The sequence below is a fragment of the Paenibacillus piri genome, assembly GCF_004354045.1.
GTDB lineage: Bacteria > Bacillota > Bacilli > Paenibacillales > NBRC-103111 > Paenibacillus_S > Paenibacillus_S piri.
Map to the genome: position 1 here is coordinate 178767 of NZ_SMRT01000014.1, position 13969 is coordinate 192735.

11 protein-coding genes are annotated in these 13969 nt (G+C 51.1%); 8 read left to right on the plus strand and 3 right to left on the minus strand.

Translation table 11 applies throughout. The features are described 5' to 3' along the window. The first annotated feature begins 50 nt into the window (after nucleotides 1-50). From E1757_RS25025 to E1757_RS25045, 5 genes are all read left to right on the plus strand, one after another. Entirely contained in the window at nucleotides 51-1613 is a 1563-nt protein-coding gene (locus tag E1757_RS25025) for a type 2 periplasmic-binding domain-containing protein (RefSeq protein ID WP_133233314.1), read from the plus strand. A 258-nt stretch (nucleotides 1614-1871) separates the two neighbouring features. Further along, nucleotides 1872-4196: a helix-turn-helix domain-containing protein gene (locus E1757_RS25030; protein ID WP_165972275.1), complete on the plus strand. Its 2325-nt coding sequence runs from the start codon at nucleotides 1872-1874 to the stop codon at nucleotides 4194-4196. Between the two features lie 414 nt (nucleotides 4197-4610). Then, nucleotides 4611-5627 (plus strand): dihydroxyacetone kinase subunit DhaK, encoded by a 1017-nt coding sequence (locus E1757_RS25035; protein WP_133233318.1) that lies wholly within the window; start codon nucleotides 4611-4613, stop codon nucleotides 5625-5627. Beyond that, the gene (gene dhaL, locus E1757_RS25040) at nucleotides 5624-6280 is read left to right on the plus strand and encodes a dihydroxyacetone kinase subunit DhaL (RefSeq protein WP_133233320.1); all 657 of its coding nucleotides are present in this window, start codon (nucleotides 5624-5626) and stop codon (nucleotides 6278-6280) included. Before E1757_RS25035 ends, dhaL begins: the two co-directional genes overlap by 4 nt. A 27-nt stretch (nucleotides 6281-6307) precedes the next feature. After that, nucleotides 6308-7279, plus strand: a complete 972-nt coding sequence (locus tag E1757_RS25045) for an aldo/keto reductase (RefSeq protein ID WP_133233322.1) — start codon at nucleotides 6308-6310, stop codon at nucleotides 7277-7279. Between the two features lie 106 nt (nucleotides 7280-7385). Here the strand turns inward: E1757_RS25045 and E1757_RS25050 are convergent, their stop codons facing one another. Together E1757_RS25050 and E1757_RS25055 are read right to left on the minus strand one after the other, a co-directional pair. Next, nucleotides 7386-8141, minus strand: a complete 756-nt coding sequence (locus E1757_RS25050; RefSeq protein WP_133233324.1) for an SDR family NAD(P)-dependent oxidoreductase — start codon at nucleotides 8139-8141, stop codon at nucleotides 7386-7388. Nucleotides 8142-8203: 62 nt separating this feature from the next. Then, nucleotides 8204-8992 carry an SDR family NAD(P)-dependent oxidoreductase gene (locus E1757_RS25055; protein ID WP_133233326.1) on the minus strand — a complete coding sequence of 263 codons (789 nt, stop codon included), beginning with the start codon at nucleotides 8990-8992 and terminating at the stop codon, nucleotides 8204-8206. A gap of 304 nt (nucleotides 8993-9296) precedes the next feature. Between E1757_RS25055 and E1757_RS25060 the strand changes: the two genes are divergently transcribed. The 3 genes from E1757_RS25060 to E1757_RS25070 all read left to right on the plus strand — a co-directional run bounded on the left by E1757_RS25060 (nucleotide 9297) and on the right by E1757_RS25070 (nucleotide 12438). After that, nucleotides 9297-10487, plus strand: a complete 1191-nt coding sequence (locus tag E1757_RS25060) for a helix-turn-helix domain-containing protein (RefSeq protein WP_133233328.1) — start codon at nucleotides 9297-9299, stop codon at nucleotides 10485-10487. Between the two features lie 76 nt (nucleotides 10488-10563). Then, the gene (locus E1757_RS25065; protein ID WP_133233412.1) at nucleotides 10564-11205 is read left to right on the plus strand and encodes a GntR family transcriptional regulator; all 642 of its coding nucleotides are present in this window, start codon (nucleotides 10564-10566) and stop codon (nucleotides 11203-11205) included. 60 nt (nucleotides 11206-11265) lie between these two features. Further along, nucleotides 11266-12438: a helix-turn-helix domain-containing protein gene (locus tag E1757_RS25070; RefSeq protein WP_133233330.1), complete on the plus strand. Its 1173-nt coding sequence runs from the start codon at nucleotides 11266-11268 to the stop codon at nucleotides 12436-12438. Nucleotides 12439-12690: 252 nt separating this feature from the next. Here the strand turns inward: E1757_RS25070 and E1757_RS25075 are convergent, their stop codons facing one another. Then, nucleotides 12691-13941: an MFS transporter gene (locus tag E1757_RS25075; protein WP_133233332.1), complete on the minus strand. Its 1251-nt coding sequence runs from the start codon at nucleotides 13939-13941 to the stop codon at nucleotides 12691-12693. Between the last annotated feature and the right edge of the window lie 28 nt (nucleotides 13942-13969).

Genomic DNA, 13969 nt, shown 5'->3' on the forward strand with positions numbered 1-13969 from the left:
GTATTCCTTCGGGAGACCCGGCGCCTACATAAATGAGGAGGAGTTTGATTATGAGAAAATCGCGAATTAACGGGGGGTCGGCGGGGCTTTGCTGCGTGCTTGCGCTGACCATGCTGGCCGCATGCTCGAATGCCGAAGGAGGAGGCGGATCGAAAAACGGAGGAACCGACGCCGCTGCCAAAACGGAAACGAAAGCGGAGCAGGAAAAGCCGCTGACGGTCAAAATATTCGCCGGTCTTTACAACGACGCGCCGGATATGAATAACGCCTACTGGACCGAGTGGCAAAAAAGAACGAACACGAAATTGGAAATTGAGTGGGTGCCATCAGGCGATATCGACACGAAGATGGATCTGGTTCTCGCATCGGGCGACCTCCCGGAAATTCTCTCATCTCCCGATGCGAGCAGGCCGTCTTTGATCAACGCGGCCAAGAACGGCGCGTTCTGGGATTTGACTCCATTTCTGGGCGACTTTAAAGATTACCCGAATCTGAAGAACAATCTGGCCAAGGACGCTTTGAAATATTTGTCGGTCGACGGCAAAATTTATGCGCTGCCGCGTTCCCGCTCGAGGGTGGACCTCGGTCTTAAAATCCGCAAGGATTGGCTGGACAAGCTGAACATCCCGGTCCCGCAAACATTGGACGAATATGCCGCGGCCTTAAAGAAAATCGTAGATTCGGATGTGGACGGCAACGGCAAGAAAGACACGCTGGGCATCATCGGACAAGGCGTCGTCGTCGATGATGGAACCTTCCTGTTCGGCGCAGGCTTCGGCGCTTACAATCCTACGTATAACGAAGAAGGAGGCATGATCGAGACCCGATTGACGCCGCAGTGGGACGATATGATCGCTTACTTCCGGCAAATGTACGCGGACGGCGGGCTGCCGAAGGAATTCGCCGTAATGAAGAGAACCCAGAACGAAGAATTGTTCAGAACCGGCAAAGCGGCATCCTATACGAACAGCATTTGGTGGGATGATGAGTGGGAGAAGGAAAACAGAAAGACGCAGCCGGATGCCAAAATAGTCAATCTGCTCTTGAAAGGGCCGAAGGGCGACGTGGCGCTGGATCTGCAAACGGGCGTTTCAGGCGGCTACTATATTTCCAAGAAAGTGCCTGAAGCGAGAGTGAAGCAGCTGCTTAAATACCTGGAGTTCACGGCATCCCAGGAGATGACCGATTTTGCCTACTACGGGATCGAGGGCATTCACCATAAAGTGGTGGACGGGCAAAAAGTGCTGACGGAGCAAGGCGTCAAGGAAGTGAATGTAACAAGCAAAGGAGCCGGCGTGCTTGCCTACTCCAAGTGGGGAAAGGTCATCAGCGCTTCGGGGAGCAAGGCGTTTAACGATGCCAAAATGAAGGAAGTGGAGAAATTCGACGAGCTTGGCAAGGTCAATCCGTTCAAGGGCATTATATCGGCGACCTGGCTTAATACATGGCCCAAATATGAAAGCGAATGGAAAACGATGGAGGCCAAGGCGATTGTAGGTCAAATCTCGATGGAGGAATACAAAGCCTACACGGCCAAGCTCAGAAATTTACCCGAAATGAAAAAAGCGTTCAAGGAATTCGCAGACGCCTACAAAATATTTTCGGGAAAATAGTGAACTCGTTCAGCATTGCTGAACATCGGGGAATCAGATGGGGACTCTACCCCGCCTGATTTAAGGCCCACCTTGGAGGTGGGGGTCTTAACCCGATAAAGTAATAATCGGATAAATGCCTATCCTTTGCGGGTGCCGGAGCTGTACCATTCCGGCGGCCGCAAAGTTTCTGTTTGTCCGGACCATCGCCTTATCCGGTCGAACTTGCTATACTTGATTCAGCGGGAAACCAATTTCAGTTGGGGGATGTGCACACCCATGAGAAAATTTCTGGAATTCATTCGAGGAACTTTTTTCTCGTTATTGCCACGAGCGAATTATTTGCGGCGGCTCATCTGGTTCGGGTGCCTGACGGTATCCATTCCAATCATTATAGCCGGGAGCGTTTATTACCATTTTTCCGTCGTCAAACTGACGGATCAGTTCAAGGAAAATAATAAAGGCGCTTTGCTGCTGGTTAAGGACCGCATGGAAAATGTTTTGGCGAACGTTGAGCAGGAATCTCTGAAAATATCGGTAAATGCTTCGATAAAGGAAAATATCGGGAAACCGGGATTCAGAACCGAATGGTTTCAGCATATGGCGATTCAGGAAATGCTGCAGGTTCATAAAAATTCGTTCAGTTTAATCGATGACATCGTGTTTTACGAAGGGCTGTCCGGTGTCGTAATAACAAATAATTACGGATATGTGCTGCTGGACAAATACAAAGAAGGCGACGATATCCAAACAGCCTTGAATATGCAGACACCGGCCGCCTGGAGCTACCTTCCGCAAGCGCAAAAGAACGGATATATCTCCTACATCAGGCGGATTCCCGATAAACCGGCGGATCAGCCTCAAGGTGTCGTTATTATTCAAGTGAAGAAAGAACAGCTTAAGAAAGATATGACGAATTATTCAACATATTCCAACAACCAGTCGCTGTTTATTCTGGATTCCAACAACCGGATTATGCTGCACTCTGCAATCGGGGATGCATCGGGTCCGTCGGATGAGTATACGATAGGTTTGAACGAGGTATTAAATACAGACGCGAGCGCGGGTCAATATGTGATCAAAGCCAATAACGGGCGTTCTTATATAGGTTTGTTTCAAAAAACGCTGTTGGGAAGAACGTATATTTCGCTTCTCCCCGAGAACGAATTGCTGCAGCAGGTCGGATGGATTCGCTGGTTGACCTTTTGTTCGGTATTGGTGTTTCTTCTGATTGGAATGCTGCTGTCCTTTTTCGCCTCCAGGCTGGTGTACAACCCCATCGTGAATTTAATCAAATACGGAGAAAATCTTCAAAGCGGACAAGCCGTTAAGCAAAAAGGAAATGAAATCGAATTTATCAGATCATGTCTCGGTTATTTAAACGAGCAGGCAGTTGCACTGGAAAGCTATATGCAAAAAACAAAGCCCAATCTTAGGGAACGGCTGCTTAAAAAGCTGTTGAAGGGCACTGCCGGAAACAGACATTCTCTGCATAAAGAATGCGCGGAATACCAGATTCCTGTAAGCGGTTCCATCGTTGTGCTGATTACAATTGTAGAAAATTTGTTTAAAGAGAAGCGGTTTATGCTCAATGAGGGCGCTATCGTTCTGTTTGCGGTCATGAACGTCACCCAGGAGCTGCTGGTCAAATCGCCCATGGACGGCTTTGTTGTCGAGGAGAACGAGAAAGAAAGCGTGACGATCCTTCATTTTAACGAAAATATACCGAGAGAGCAGGTTTTGGAGATGACCCGCGCTTTTGCGGAGGAAATTCAGAATGCGATGAACCAATATTTGTCCTTCGCCGTATCCAGCGGGATCGGAGGGATTTATTCGGAAATTAACCGGCTGTCCGATTCTTACAAGGAAGCGCAGGAGGCGCTGCAGTACCGGATATTTAACGAATCCCAGACCATTTTGTTTTATGATGAGATTGAGCATTCGCCCGCGCATTCCGCATTTTTTTACCCCCGCCAGCATGAAAAGGTCATCATCGCAGCATTATCCCGGGGAGAGCTGATTTATGCGGAACAGGGACTGGAGCAGTTTGCCCGAACGGTGCGCCTATCCGAATCCTACAATACGATCTATCAATGCTACCATGTGCTGCTTTCGTCGATTATTCAAGCATTGGAGGAGGAAGGGCCGGGGGTTATTGATTCTTTGGAGGACAACTGGTTCGATCAGTTAAAGGCGCGTCAAACGGCCCGTGAAATCTATGAATGGTTTATTGAAATCATCTTTCCTCTGTACCAGCAAATTACCGGGGATTTTCGGAAAAAGAGCGTAAAAATCGCGATTCAAAAAGTATGCAAGCATATTAGAGAAAATCCGGGGGCGAATCATTCCCTGATCGAAAGCGCGGACCTGATCGGAATGAGCCCGTCCTATTTGAGCCGCATGTTTAAAAAGGAGGTAGGCGTGTCGTTTATTGAATATTTGATGGAATATAAAGTGGAGAAGGCGAAACAAGCTTTGCAGGATACGGACCTCAGCGTAATGGAAATAGCCGATGCTGTCGGTTACTCGGAAAGAAACTTGATCCGCGCCTTTCAACGGTATGTAGGAATGTCGCCCAAGCAGTACCGGGTATCCCGACGATGAGCGTACGTCTAAAACTGCGGTGAAAAAGAGGCCGCAGGCCACTCGTTTTTCACCATGCTTCAAAAGACGTGACAAAAATTGTGTGCCGGGTTTTGCCCGGCCTTATGGTTAACGGTTTGGGGCAGCTTCATTTTTGACAAAAATTGCTTTTGTTCCCATGATATGAAATGTCGGTTTTTTGCTGCGCGCACCGCTTTTATAATAGGCTTAGGTGGATGTCGATTAACTTTCTGAACGTAGGAAGGCAACTTTTCACTTGGAACGGCTTGCCTCGCTTCTATACACAACGAATCGACAGACTCTTAGGCCCGTTGGGTAGAGATGAATATCACCGGCGGTATTTAGAAGTCCGGTGAAAAAGTCGCGGAACGGGCCGTTTTTACCGGAATTTTAGGAAGAAGGAGATGACTGTGCGTGAAAATGTTGATCAACGAACCTAATCAGGTTGTTGACGAAATGCTGGAAGGGTACGCTGCGGCTTTCCCTCGGCATGTAACGATACTTCCGCAAAATAAGCGTTCGCTTGTCCGCGCGGGCGCGATGCGTCCGGGGAAAGTAGGTATTGTAACCGGGGGCGGCTCCGGTCATGAGCCTGCATTCATGGGGTTGATCGGGAAAGGGATGGCGGACGGTGTTGCCGTCGGCAACGTATTCGCCTCGCCGCCGCCGGACCCTATTCTGGAGGCGACAAGAGCGGTCCACGGAGGGGCCGGAATTCTTTACCTCTACACCAATTATGCCGGGGATTGCATGAATTTCGATATGGCGGCGGAGCTGGCCGGTCTTGAGAATATTCGTGTTGCAACGGTACGGGTGACGGACGATGTAGCCTCCGCGCCCAAGGAGCAGCCGGACAAGCGCCGCGGGATTGCCGGCAGCTTCTTTGTATACAAAGCCGCAGGCGCCGCAGCAGATCAATATTTGCCGCTTGAAGAAGTTGTCAGAGTGGCGGAAAAGGCGAAGGACAGCGTCCGTACGATGGGGGTTGCTTTATCTCCTTGCTATATGCCGCAAACCGGACAGCCCAGCTTCGTGCTGGATGAAGACGAGATGGAAATCGGACTGGGCATACACGGCGAGCCCGGAGTAAGGAGAGGGAAGCTGGGTACGGCGGACGAGGTTTCCGCCATTTTATTTCAATCCGTCCTGGACGATATGCCGCTGCAGGCAGGGGATCGGGCAGCTGTGCTTGTTAACGGAATGGGCGCTACTCCGCTGATGCAACTGTTTATTGTATACCGCAATATTGCCGGGCTGCTGGAAAGCCAGGGGATACAGGTTCATCAGTCGTTTGTGGGCGAGTATGTGACTTCCCTGGAAATGGGCGGCTGCTCCGTTTCCATCATGAAGCTGGACGATGAGCTGGCCGGTTTGATCGATCACCCTGCAGAAACCGCTTTTTTTGCTCACAGGCAGGGGGACGCGTCATGAAGCTGACCTTTCAGCAATTTTCCTCGATCTTATTGCAAATTGCCGATCGAATCGAGCTGGAGAAGGATTATCTTTCGGAGCTGGACAGAGCTTTGGGCGACGGGGACCATGGAGTCACGATGTCGCTGGGCTGGCAGGCGATAGCGGACAAGATAGAGACCTTCGGGATAGAGGATTGCGGCGCTTTGCTGAAAGAAGCCGCCATGGCGTTTCTCAATGCGGTCGGGTCGTCGGTAGGTCCGCTGTATGCCACCGCCTTTTTGCGCGGCAGCGCCGTCCTTCAAGGGAAGGCTGTTTTAAGCGATGAGGATGTGATTCGGTTCTGGATTGCGGCGGTGAACGGCATACAGGAACGGGGGAAAGCGCAGATGGGCGATAAAACGATGATGGATACATGGATTCCTGCAATAGAAGCAATCAAGCGAGCTCACAGCGAGCGCAAGGAGTTGCCGGTTTGTATGCAGGAAGCGGTGAGCGCGGGCGAGCGCGGTATGATAGCGACCAAAGAAATGTATTCCCGGCTGGGCCGTTCCAGCCGATTGGGCGACCGCGCCCTGGGCCATCAGGACCCGGGAGCGACTTCGGCATTCATTATTTTATCCGCGTTTGCCGATGGCGTGGCCGCTGTTCAGGACGAGCAAGCAGCTCGATAAAATGAATGAAGGATGGAGGCTGATCGAATGAACTATCGCACATTGGGTAAAACCGGAATTCAAGTGTCCAGCATATGCTTCGGGGCCATGTCGTTTGGAAGCATCGCCGACGAGGACATGTCAAAAGCGATGTTCCACCGCTGCCGGGAGGCCGGAATCAACTTTTTCGATACGGCGGATGTTTATGCAGGCGGCCGGTCGGAGCAAATTTTGGGCAGGCTCGTCGCCGATTGCCGTGACGAAATCGTACTGACGTCGAAATTTTGTTTGCCGGTCGGTCAAGGCGTAAACTCCAAAGGCATGTCCCGCAGACATATGATGCTGTCGGTTGAAGGAAGCCTCAAGCGGCTCAACACGGACCGGATCGATGTTTATTTCGTTCATCATTTCGATTCGGAAACCGCTATGGAAGAAACGTTGAGAGGCTTGGACGATTTGCAGCAGCAGGGGAAAATTTTGTATCCGGCGGTCAGCAACTGGGCGGCATGGCAGATCGCCAAAGCGCTGGGTATTTCGGATAAGGAGGGACTGGCGCGCTTCGAATGCATTCAGCCGATGTACAATCTGGTGAAACGCCAGTCCGAGGTTGAAATTTTGCCGCTGGCGGAATCGGAAAAGCTTGGCGTCATTACCTACAGTCCGCTGGCTGCCGGGTTATTGACCGGCAAATACAATGGCAACGCCAAGCTCGAGCAAGGCCGGTTTGTCGAGCATCAGGGAACGCGGCAGCGGTACGCGGAGCAGATATATGCGGAGACGGCCGAACGCTTTCACAGGCATGCGATCGAACGCGGCGTTCACCCCGCATCGCTGGCTATTGCATGGATCATGGCCAATCCCGCCGTCACCGCTCCCATTATCGGCGCACGAAACCTGGAACAGCTGGAACCGCTGCTGAGTGCGCTCGATATTGAGATGACGCAGGAGTGGCGCCGCGAAATATCCGCCCTGTCCATCACGCCTCCTCCGGCCACGGACCGCAGCGAGGAAGTATCTTAAAAGCTAAGCGGGCTTCCCGTTAATGAAACAAGCCGGCGCCGGATGTTCGACCCGCGCCGGCTTGCTCCAGGCGTTTCCAGGCTGGCCGAACAAGCCGATCACCCTGTTACAGCAGCATGCTGGCCCCGTCCATACGGATCGATGCGCCGCTCAAAAATTCGGCTTCATCCGAAGCGATATAGCATATCAAATGACCGATATCGTGAGGCCGGCCTGTTCGGCCGAGCGGAAACTTGCGGATGAGATGCCGGCGGTCTTCTTCCTTCTCCGGCTCATCCAACCGTCTGACCTTTATTGCACCCGGCTCGATGGAATTGACCGTGATGCCGTATTTGGCCAATTCGATCGCGCTTTCTCTTACCAGCATTTTGACCCCGCCCTTGGTCATGGAATAGACGGTGTCAAAGTCGGTCGGCCGTGTTCCGTGAACGGAGCAAATGTTAATAATTCTCCCCCGCTGCCTGGCTTTCATAAAAGGTATGACGGCTTGCATACATTGCCAATACCCTTTCAAATTGACGTTCATTTCCCGGTCGTAGGTGTCTTCATCATGCTGAAACAGCGTATAATTAAGCTGCAGCGCCGCATTATTCACGAGAATGTCGATACCGCCGAAGCAGGCTGAGAGCTCTTGAACCATATGATCGATTTCGCTTCTGTTCGTAACGTCGGCTTTGACGATCAGCGATTCGCCGCCGATCTCCTTGATGCGCTGCATCGTATCCCGGGCATCCGCATCGCTGTCCGCCGAGTTGTAATTAATGCCTATTTTGACTCCGCGTTTGGCCAGCTCGAGAGCGATGCCTTTGCCGATTCCGGTTCCGGAACCGGTGACCAGCGCAATTTTTCCCGCAAGACTCACGTATATCACCACCCTTTACTGGAATCCGCTTCAACCCAAGCTTCGCATTTCGTTATGTCTGATTAGTTGTGGGGATTTTTGTTCATCTTATGATCCATGTAATGCAGCACGAAGCCTCCGTCCAGACGGATGTCCGTCCCGTTCACATAGCGGGAAGCGTCCGTCGACAAATAAAGCACGCAGTCCGCAATATCGTCTTGCGTGCCCAGCACCGTACCGGGTACTTTATATTGATAATCATGGTACAAGGTGGAGAAGTCGCTGCGGAACGTCTCATCGTCCCCGTCGACAGGTCCGACCTCGATCGTATTCACATTGACGTGATATCGTCCCAGCTCAAGCGCGGCTTCACGCGCAAGCATTTTTAAGGAGCTTCGGGAAACGCTGTATACGAAGGACGACCCCGTCGGCTTCTCGGCGTGAATGGAGCTGATATAGATCACCTTCCCCGACCGGCGGGCCGCCATCTGCTTGCCGACGGCTTGCGTACAGATGAAGGCGGATTTGGCGTTGTAATTCATGACTTGCAAAAATAACGACTCATCGCAAGTTTCGACACTTGTCGGCTTGACGAGGTTGTTGTTGTGAATCAGCACATCGACGGCGCCGATCCGTTCGGCGGCTTCTTCCAGAATAGCCCCGACTTCGGCGCTCCGGCACAGATCGATATTAACCAGCATGACGCCGGACCCGACCGATTGACAGTATGACTGTTCAGCCTCAAGCGCGTTTCCTCCCGACGGGCTGTTCAGAACGAAATGCGCCCCTTCGTCCGCCAGCCGTTTTACGATTGTTTTGCCTGTAGCGGTGTCGGCATCCGTTATAAAGACGACTTTATTGCGCAAGCTCAATGCATGTCCTCCTTTCTTTGCCGGATTGCTTGGCAGATGAAAAAATGATTGGTTTACACCACTAATCATACATAGAGGAATAGGCCATAGGCGATGCCGGAAATTTATGATTTTGTTTAATTTTTTAGGCAACAAGAAAAAAACAAACAAAATCATAAAAACACCATCTATGATTATTCGGCGGAAACTAGTATTTTAATAGAAATAGCATACATTCAGGCATAGGCGCTCTAAACGATCGCGATAAATATCGATAATCGATAAAAACTTCTCTGACATTTATCTTTCAAAAGGGGGATGAAGCATGCAGAACGAAGTTTTGTTTAAAGACGATATGCTGTTGAAATGGATAAGAGACAGGTTATTTATGGATTTGATCTACGGAGAGGGCGACCGCAGTCTTCTGCGGGAGCAGCTGGCCCGGCTGCAGGGCAAGCCGTTCTTCGCTTTTCCGGCGTTGGCGCTGCTGGAGGCTGCGGGATTTGGTACGAAAGCGGAGGAGAAGCGCAAATATGCGGAGCAGCTCCGCGACGATCTGCATCGGCACCCGGTTCACGGCAGCATCGTGTTCATGGATGAGGCGGGCCGCGTCGGCTTGCTGTTCTCCTGGTTATCGAAGCACACGGTTGACATCGTCCGCAGCCGGCTCGACGATCGCTTCGCGTTTCCGGTAAATATCGGCGTAGGTGAACCGTGCAACCGTCTGGATGATATTCGCCATTCGTACCGCCAGGCTTTGTCCGCCTTGCAGCATAAATTTTATCAAGGTACCGGGAACGTGATTTACTTCAGCGAGCCGGGCAAATATCGCAAGGTGCTGCACGCACCGCCTGAAGCGGAGAAGGAGCTGCTCGAATCCGTCGTCACCGCCGGCGATGCGAGCGGGATCGGGCAAGCGGTCGACCGCTTTTACCGGCATCTGCTGCAAAACGGTCCGATCGAGCCGGAATGCGTCCACGGCTTGACGATTCGCCTCCTGGACAGTATGGATAAAGCAGTGCTCCAGCAGGTCGGGAAAAACCGCCACTACAAGCGATGCGAGATCATGTCGGTTGTCGGAATGGAAACGCTGCAGGAAATCAAGTCGTTTGTCGCGGGACATTTCACAAGGCTATGGGAAGCCGTCAAGTATAACGACACCGACGCTTCGCGCAGCATCATCAAGAAAACGATCGTTCACATGGAGCAGCATTGCGATCGCGCCACTTTGCACAGCGCTGCACAAATGGCGGAAATGACGCCGGCGTATTTAAGCTTTTTGTTCAAATTGAATACGGGCAAAACGTTTATCGAGCAGCTAACCGAAATCCGCATGGAGAAAGCGAAGGAGCTGCTGGCACTTACGAATTTAAAAACGTATGAAGTGGCGGAGAAGGTCGGCTACAAAGACTCGAGATACTTCAGCCAAATATTCAAAAAAAACGTCGGCGTCTCCCCGAGCGGGTTCAGGGACAGCCGTCAAAATTCAATTTATTCGGACCGCAAAAACAATTGACGCTCATCGACTCTTCGCATATGATTGAATTATCGATAATCGATATTTTGTAAGAGGTGAGGTGATCCTTCCATTGATGAAAACGATTGCGGCAATCCAGACGGTTTCCTTGAGCGAGCAGGTGTACTTGAGCTTAAGGAAAGCGATCCTGAAAGGGGAGCTTCCCCCGGGACACCGGCTGCTTGTTCTTGAAATCGCTAACAAATTTGAAATCAGCCAGGCGCCTGTCAGAGAAGCGCTCGAAAGACTCAAGCAGGAAGGGCTGATCGTCGGGAAGACGAATAAAGGATCGGTCGTATCCAAAATTACGCATAAAGAAATCCAGGATGTGTATGAGCTTCGGATATTGATCGAAGGCCATGCGATCCGGGAGACAATGAAAGTGATAAACGCCGGCGATATCGAATATTTGGAGCATATCGTGCAAGGGATGCAGAGGGCGCTCGATGAGGGTGACGCGGATCAGCTGGTCGAGCTCGACATGAGATTTCACGGCTACTTTTACGAACGGTGCGACAATCATATATTTCTCGAAATTTGGAAAAACATCCGTACGAAGATCATGAGATTCATCAGCATTACGAATCAGCAAATTTCGAATGAACTGATCGTGGGAGGCCACCGCGAGCTGCTGGAGCTGGTGAAATCCGGCAACGCGGAAGAGGCTGCGGTCAAGTGCATCGCAGGCTTTTCCTTTTACAAAAATTACAAGGTATAACGAATTCCGTGTTTGTTGGGTTTACGATACATTTCTTTTCCGCGAAAGGGGATAGAAGGTATGGACGAAATTCAACTTGCGAACGCTAGCGATACGATGAGAAAGATGGTCCAGGATTGTCTCTTGAGCGACTTGATTGCGGTGGAGCGCTGCAACGAAAAGCTGATTAAAAAAGAGCTGCTCCGTTACGGTATCCGAACGAACTTTTCTTTTCCCGCCATCGCGGCGGTTGAGGTCAGCCGGAACGATTGGAAAGCATCGGGCGAACGGTGCGACATGAACGGGCTCAGAACCTTGCTCGAGCAAACGCTGCAGAACGAAGGCGTCGTATTTCTTGACGATGCCAGGCGACTTAATGTATTGCTGTCCTGGGATGCGGTACACAAGCTGACGACGGCGGAAAAGCGCATCCGCCAGCAGTTCCCGTTTGCGGCTACAATCGGGATCGGCAATCCGTGCCAGCACATCGGCGAAATTCATAAATCCCATCAACAGGCGCTGCTGTCCTTGCAGCACAGGTTTTACAAGGGCACCGGCAAAATCATTTACTACAGGTCGCTCGTCCCTTATACCGATTCCTGTCCGGACACCGCCGAGCAGGAAGACGAGCTGATTCACTCGCTGCTTTCATCGCCGGACGGCGAATGTGCCGAGCGGGCTGTCGACCGTTTTTTTCAGAAGCTGCTTCAGCATGGACCCTTCGAGATCAGCGAAATTTATGCAGCTGCGATCCGGTTGTTGATACATCTGGAGCAAAGCGTGAAAGAAAGAACCCAATGGGACCACACGAAGCTCAGGCTTGATATTATGTCCGTGGCGAGCTTGGAAACGTTGGATGAAGTCAAAGCGCATGTGATCCGATATGCCAAAGAAATGCAGCAAGCGTTGGGCACTGAAAAAAGCGAGCCTCAAAACAACATCATTGTGAAAACGCTTGCAATTATGGAGGAAGAATACGATCAGGCGACGCTCCCGTCCATTGCCGAAAAAGTATATATGACGCCGACCTACCTAAGCATGTTTTTCAAATTAAATACAGGCAAAACCTTCATCGAGCAGCTGACGGATATTCGCATTTCCAAAGCAAAGAAGCTGTTGAGAAGCACCTGTCTGAAAAACTATGAAGTGGCCGAAAAGGTAGGGTATCACGACTCGCGCTACTTCAGCCAAATTTTCAAAAAGAAGGTCGGATTGTCGCCCAGCGAATTCCGCGAAGCCGGCATCGCCAATTAGCGGTCAAATGTAAGTTGCTTTGCTTCGCACAACCTTTCATGTGAAGGTTGCGGCGGAGCCATGTACCCGGAGATTATAAAGGTATATATGGGTTATGAATACCGGATAGAGGGAGACTGTCGATTAAATGGGTTAAGGGCTTGGAGGATGGCTTCAGGGCGAGTTGAATTATCGGGGGTTCCCCCAAAAGTAATTGGAATCGGCTTTGGAGCGTCACGTCACTTTTGGGGGTAATGGGCAAAGTTTCAATGGTTATATCAAAGCTTTACGCGATTTCAAATACTTGTATAAAACACAGCCCGTTAATGAGCAGACGAGAGCGCATAAGCCGATGAACCCGTATCCCGCCTGAAGCCCCCGCAGCAAACCGATGTCCGTCCCCGTTCCATACAAGTTTTTGATGGAGTTCGTTATCGCGCCGATCGCATAGTTGCCGATGACACTTCCGATCCCCATCAGCGTCACCGTAAAAGTAATGGCCGTATCGCTGCCTTTAGGATATCTTTTGGCAATAAAAGCCATAACGGTCGGGTAAATCGGCGCAATGCCGATTCCTGCGGCAGCGAACAAAAAGGCCATCGATTCCCCGCCCCATATCGCCGCAAAGGTACATAACGCGGAAAATCCGGATAGCAAAATAAGCGACAGGGTGAAGCCGATCTTGTCGGTGAGCGGCCCCAATACAAGTCTCGCGGCGGAGAAGCACAGAAAAAATGCGGACAGCATGCCGGAAGCGGCAACACTCTCCCACGCGTAAGCTTTCTCCAAAAAATTGACCAGCCATCCCCCCACGGCCAATTCGGACACGACGCCAAACGAAAGAACGAGCACGATCAGCCAAAGCGCAGGGTCGCGCATAAGCTGCTTGAGCGGGATTCGTTCTCCATGAGGTAGATCGTCGCCGGGAAAAGAGCTGAAAATCGCGGGAATCATCGGCAATACGGACAGGGAAAGCATGAGAAGATACATCCCCCGCCAATCCATCATATACCCGAAGATGCTGACGGAAAGCAATCCCGACGCCAGCAGGGGCGCTACGGTTGAACTCAGCCCGTAGAAGAAATGGGACAGGTTCATCATCGTACCGGTATTTCGGACAAAAATACGCGCCCCCAGAATGGCCAAGCCGATTTCCAGCATCCCGTTGCCGATATACATGAAGAAATAGGAGGAAGCAAATGCAGGATAGCTATGGGAGAAAAAGATGAAAAATCCCGATACGAACATCGCTCCGAAAGCGAGCAGGCTAACGGCCTTGATGCCGAGCAAGCGGGTCAAATAAGCGGTAAAAGAGCAGGCGATCAAATAACCTAACGCATTCAACGATAGCAGCGTGCCGAGCTGCTGCTCTTCCAGATGAAAATCGAATTGAATGCGGGGAATGGCCGGACCTTTAATATTTTCCGATATGCCAAACACGATAAATCCCAAAAAGATGGTCGCGAGCTGCATGGCGTACGTCTTATTTATCCCGCGGCGCGTTTGTGCTGCTTGTTTGTCCATTGAGCGAAAACTCCTATTGAAATTGTTG

Bases quoted from the DNA above. Each gene is read 5' to 3' on its own strand.
- E1757_RS25025 (WP_133233314.1), top strand. From the start codon at position 51: ATGAGAAAATCGCGAATTAACGGGGGGTCGGCGGGGCTTTGCTGCGTG.
- E1757_RS25030 (WP_165972275.1), top strand. From the start codon at position 1,872: ATGAGAAAATTTCTGGAATTCATTCGAGGAACTTTTTTCTCGTTATTG.
- dhaL (WP_133233320.1), top strand. From the start codon at position 5,624: ATGAAGCTGACCTTTCAGCAATTTTCCTCGATCTTATTGCAAATTGCC.
- E1757_RS25045 (WP_133233322.1), top strand. From the start codon at position 6,308: ATGAACTATCGCACATTGGGTAAAACCGGAATTCAAGTGTCCAGCATA.
- E1757_RS25060 (WP_133233328.1), top strand. From the start codon at position 9,297: ATGCAGAACGAAGTTTTGTTTAAAGACGATATGCTGTTGAAATGGATA.
- E1757_RS25065 (WP_133233412.1), top strand. From the start codon at position 10,564: ATGAAAACGATTGCGGCAATCCAGACGGTTTCCTTGAGCGAGCAGGTG.
- E1757_RS25070 (WP_133233330.1), top strand. From the start codon at position 11,266: ATGGACGAAATTCAACTTGCGAACGCTAGCGATACGATGAGAAAGATG.
- E1757_RS25075 (WP_133233332.1), bottom strand. From the start codon at position 13,941: ATGGACAAACAAGCAGCACAAACGCGCCGCGGGATAAATAAGACGTAC.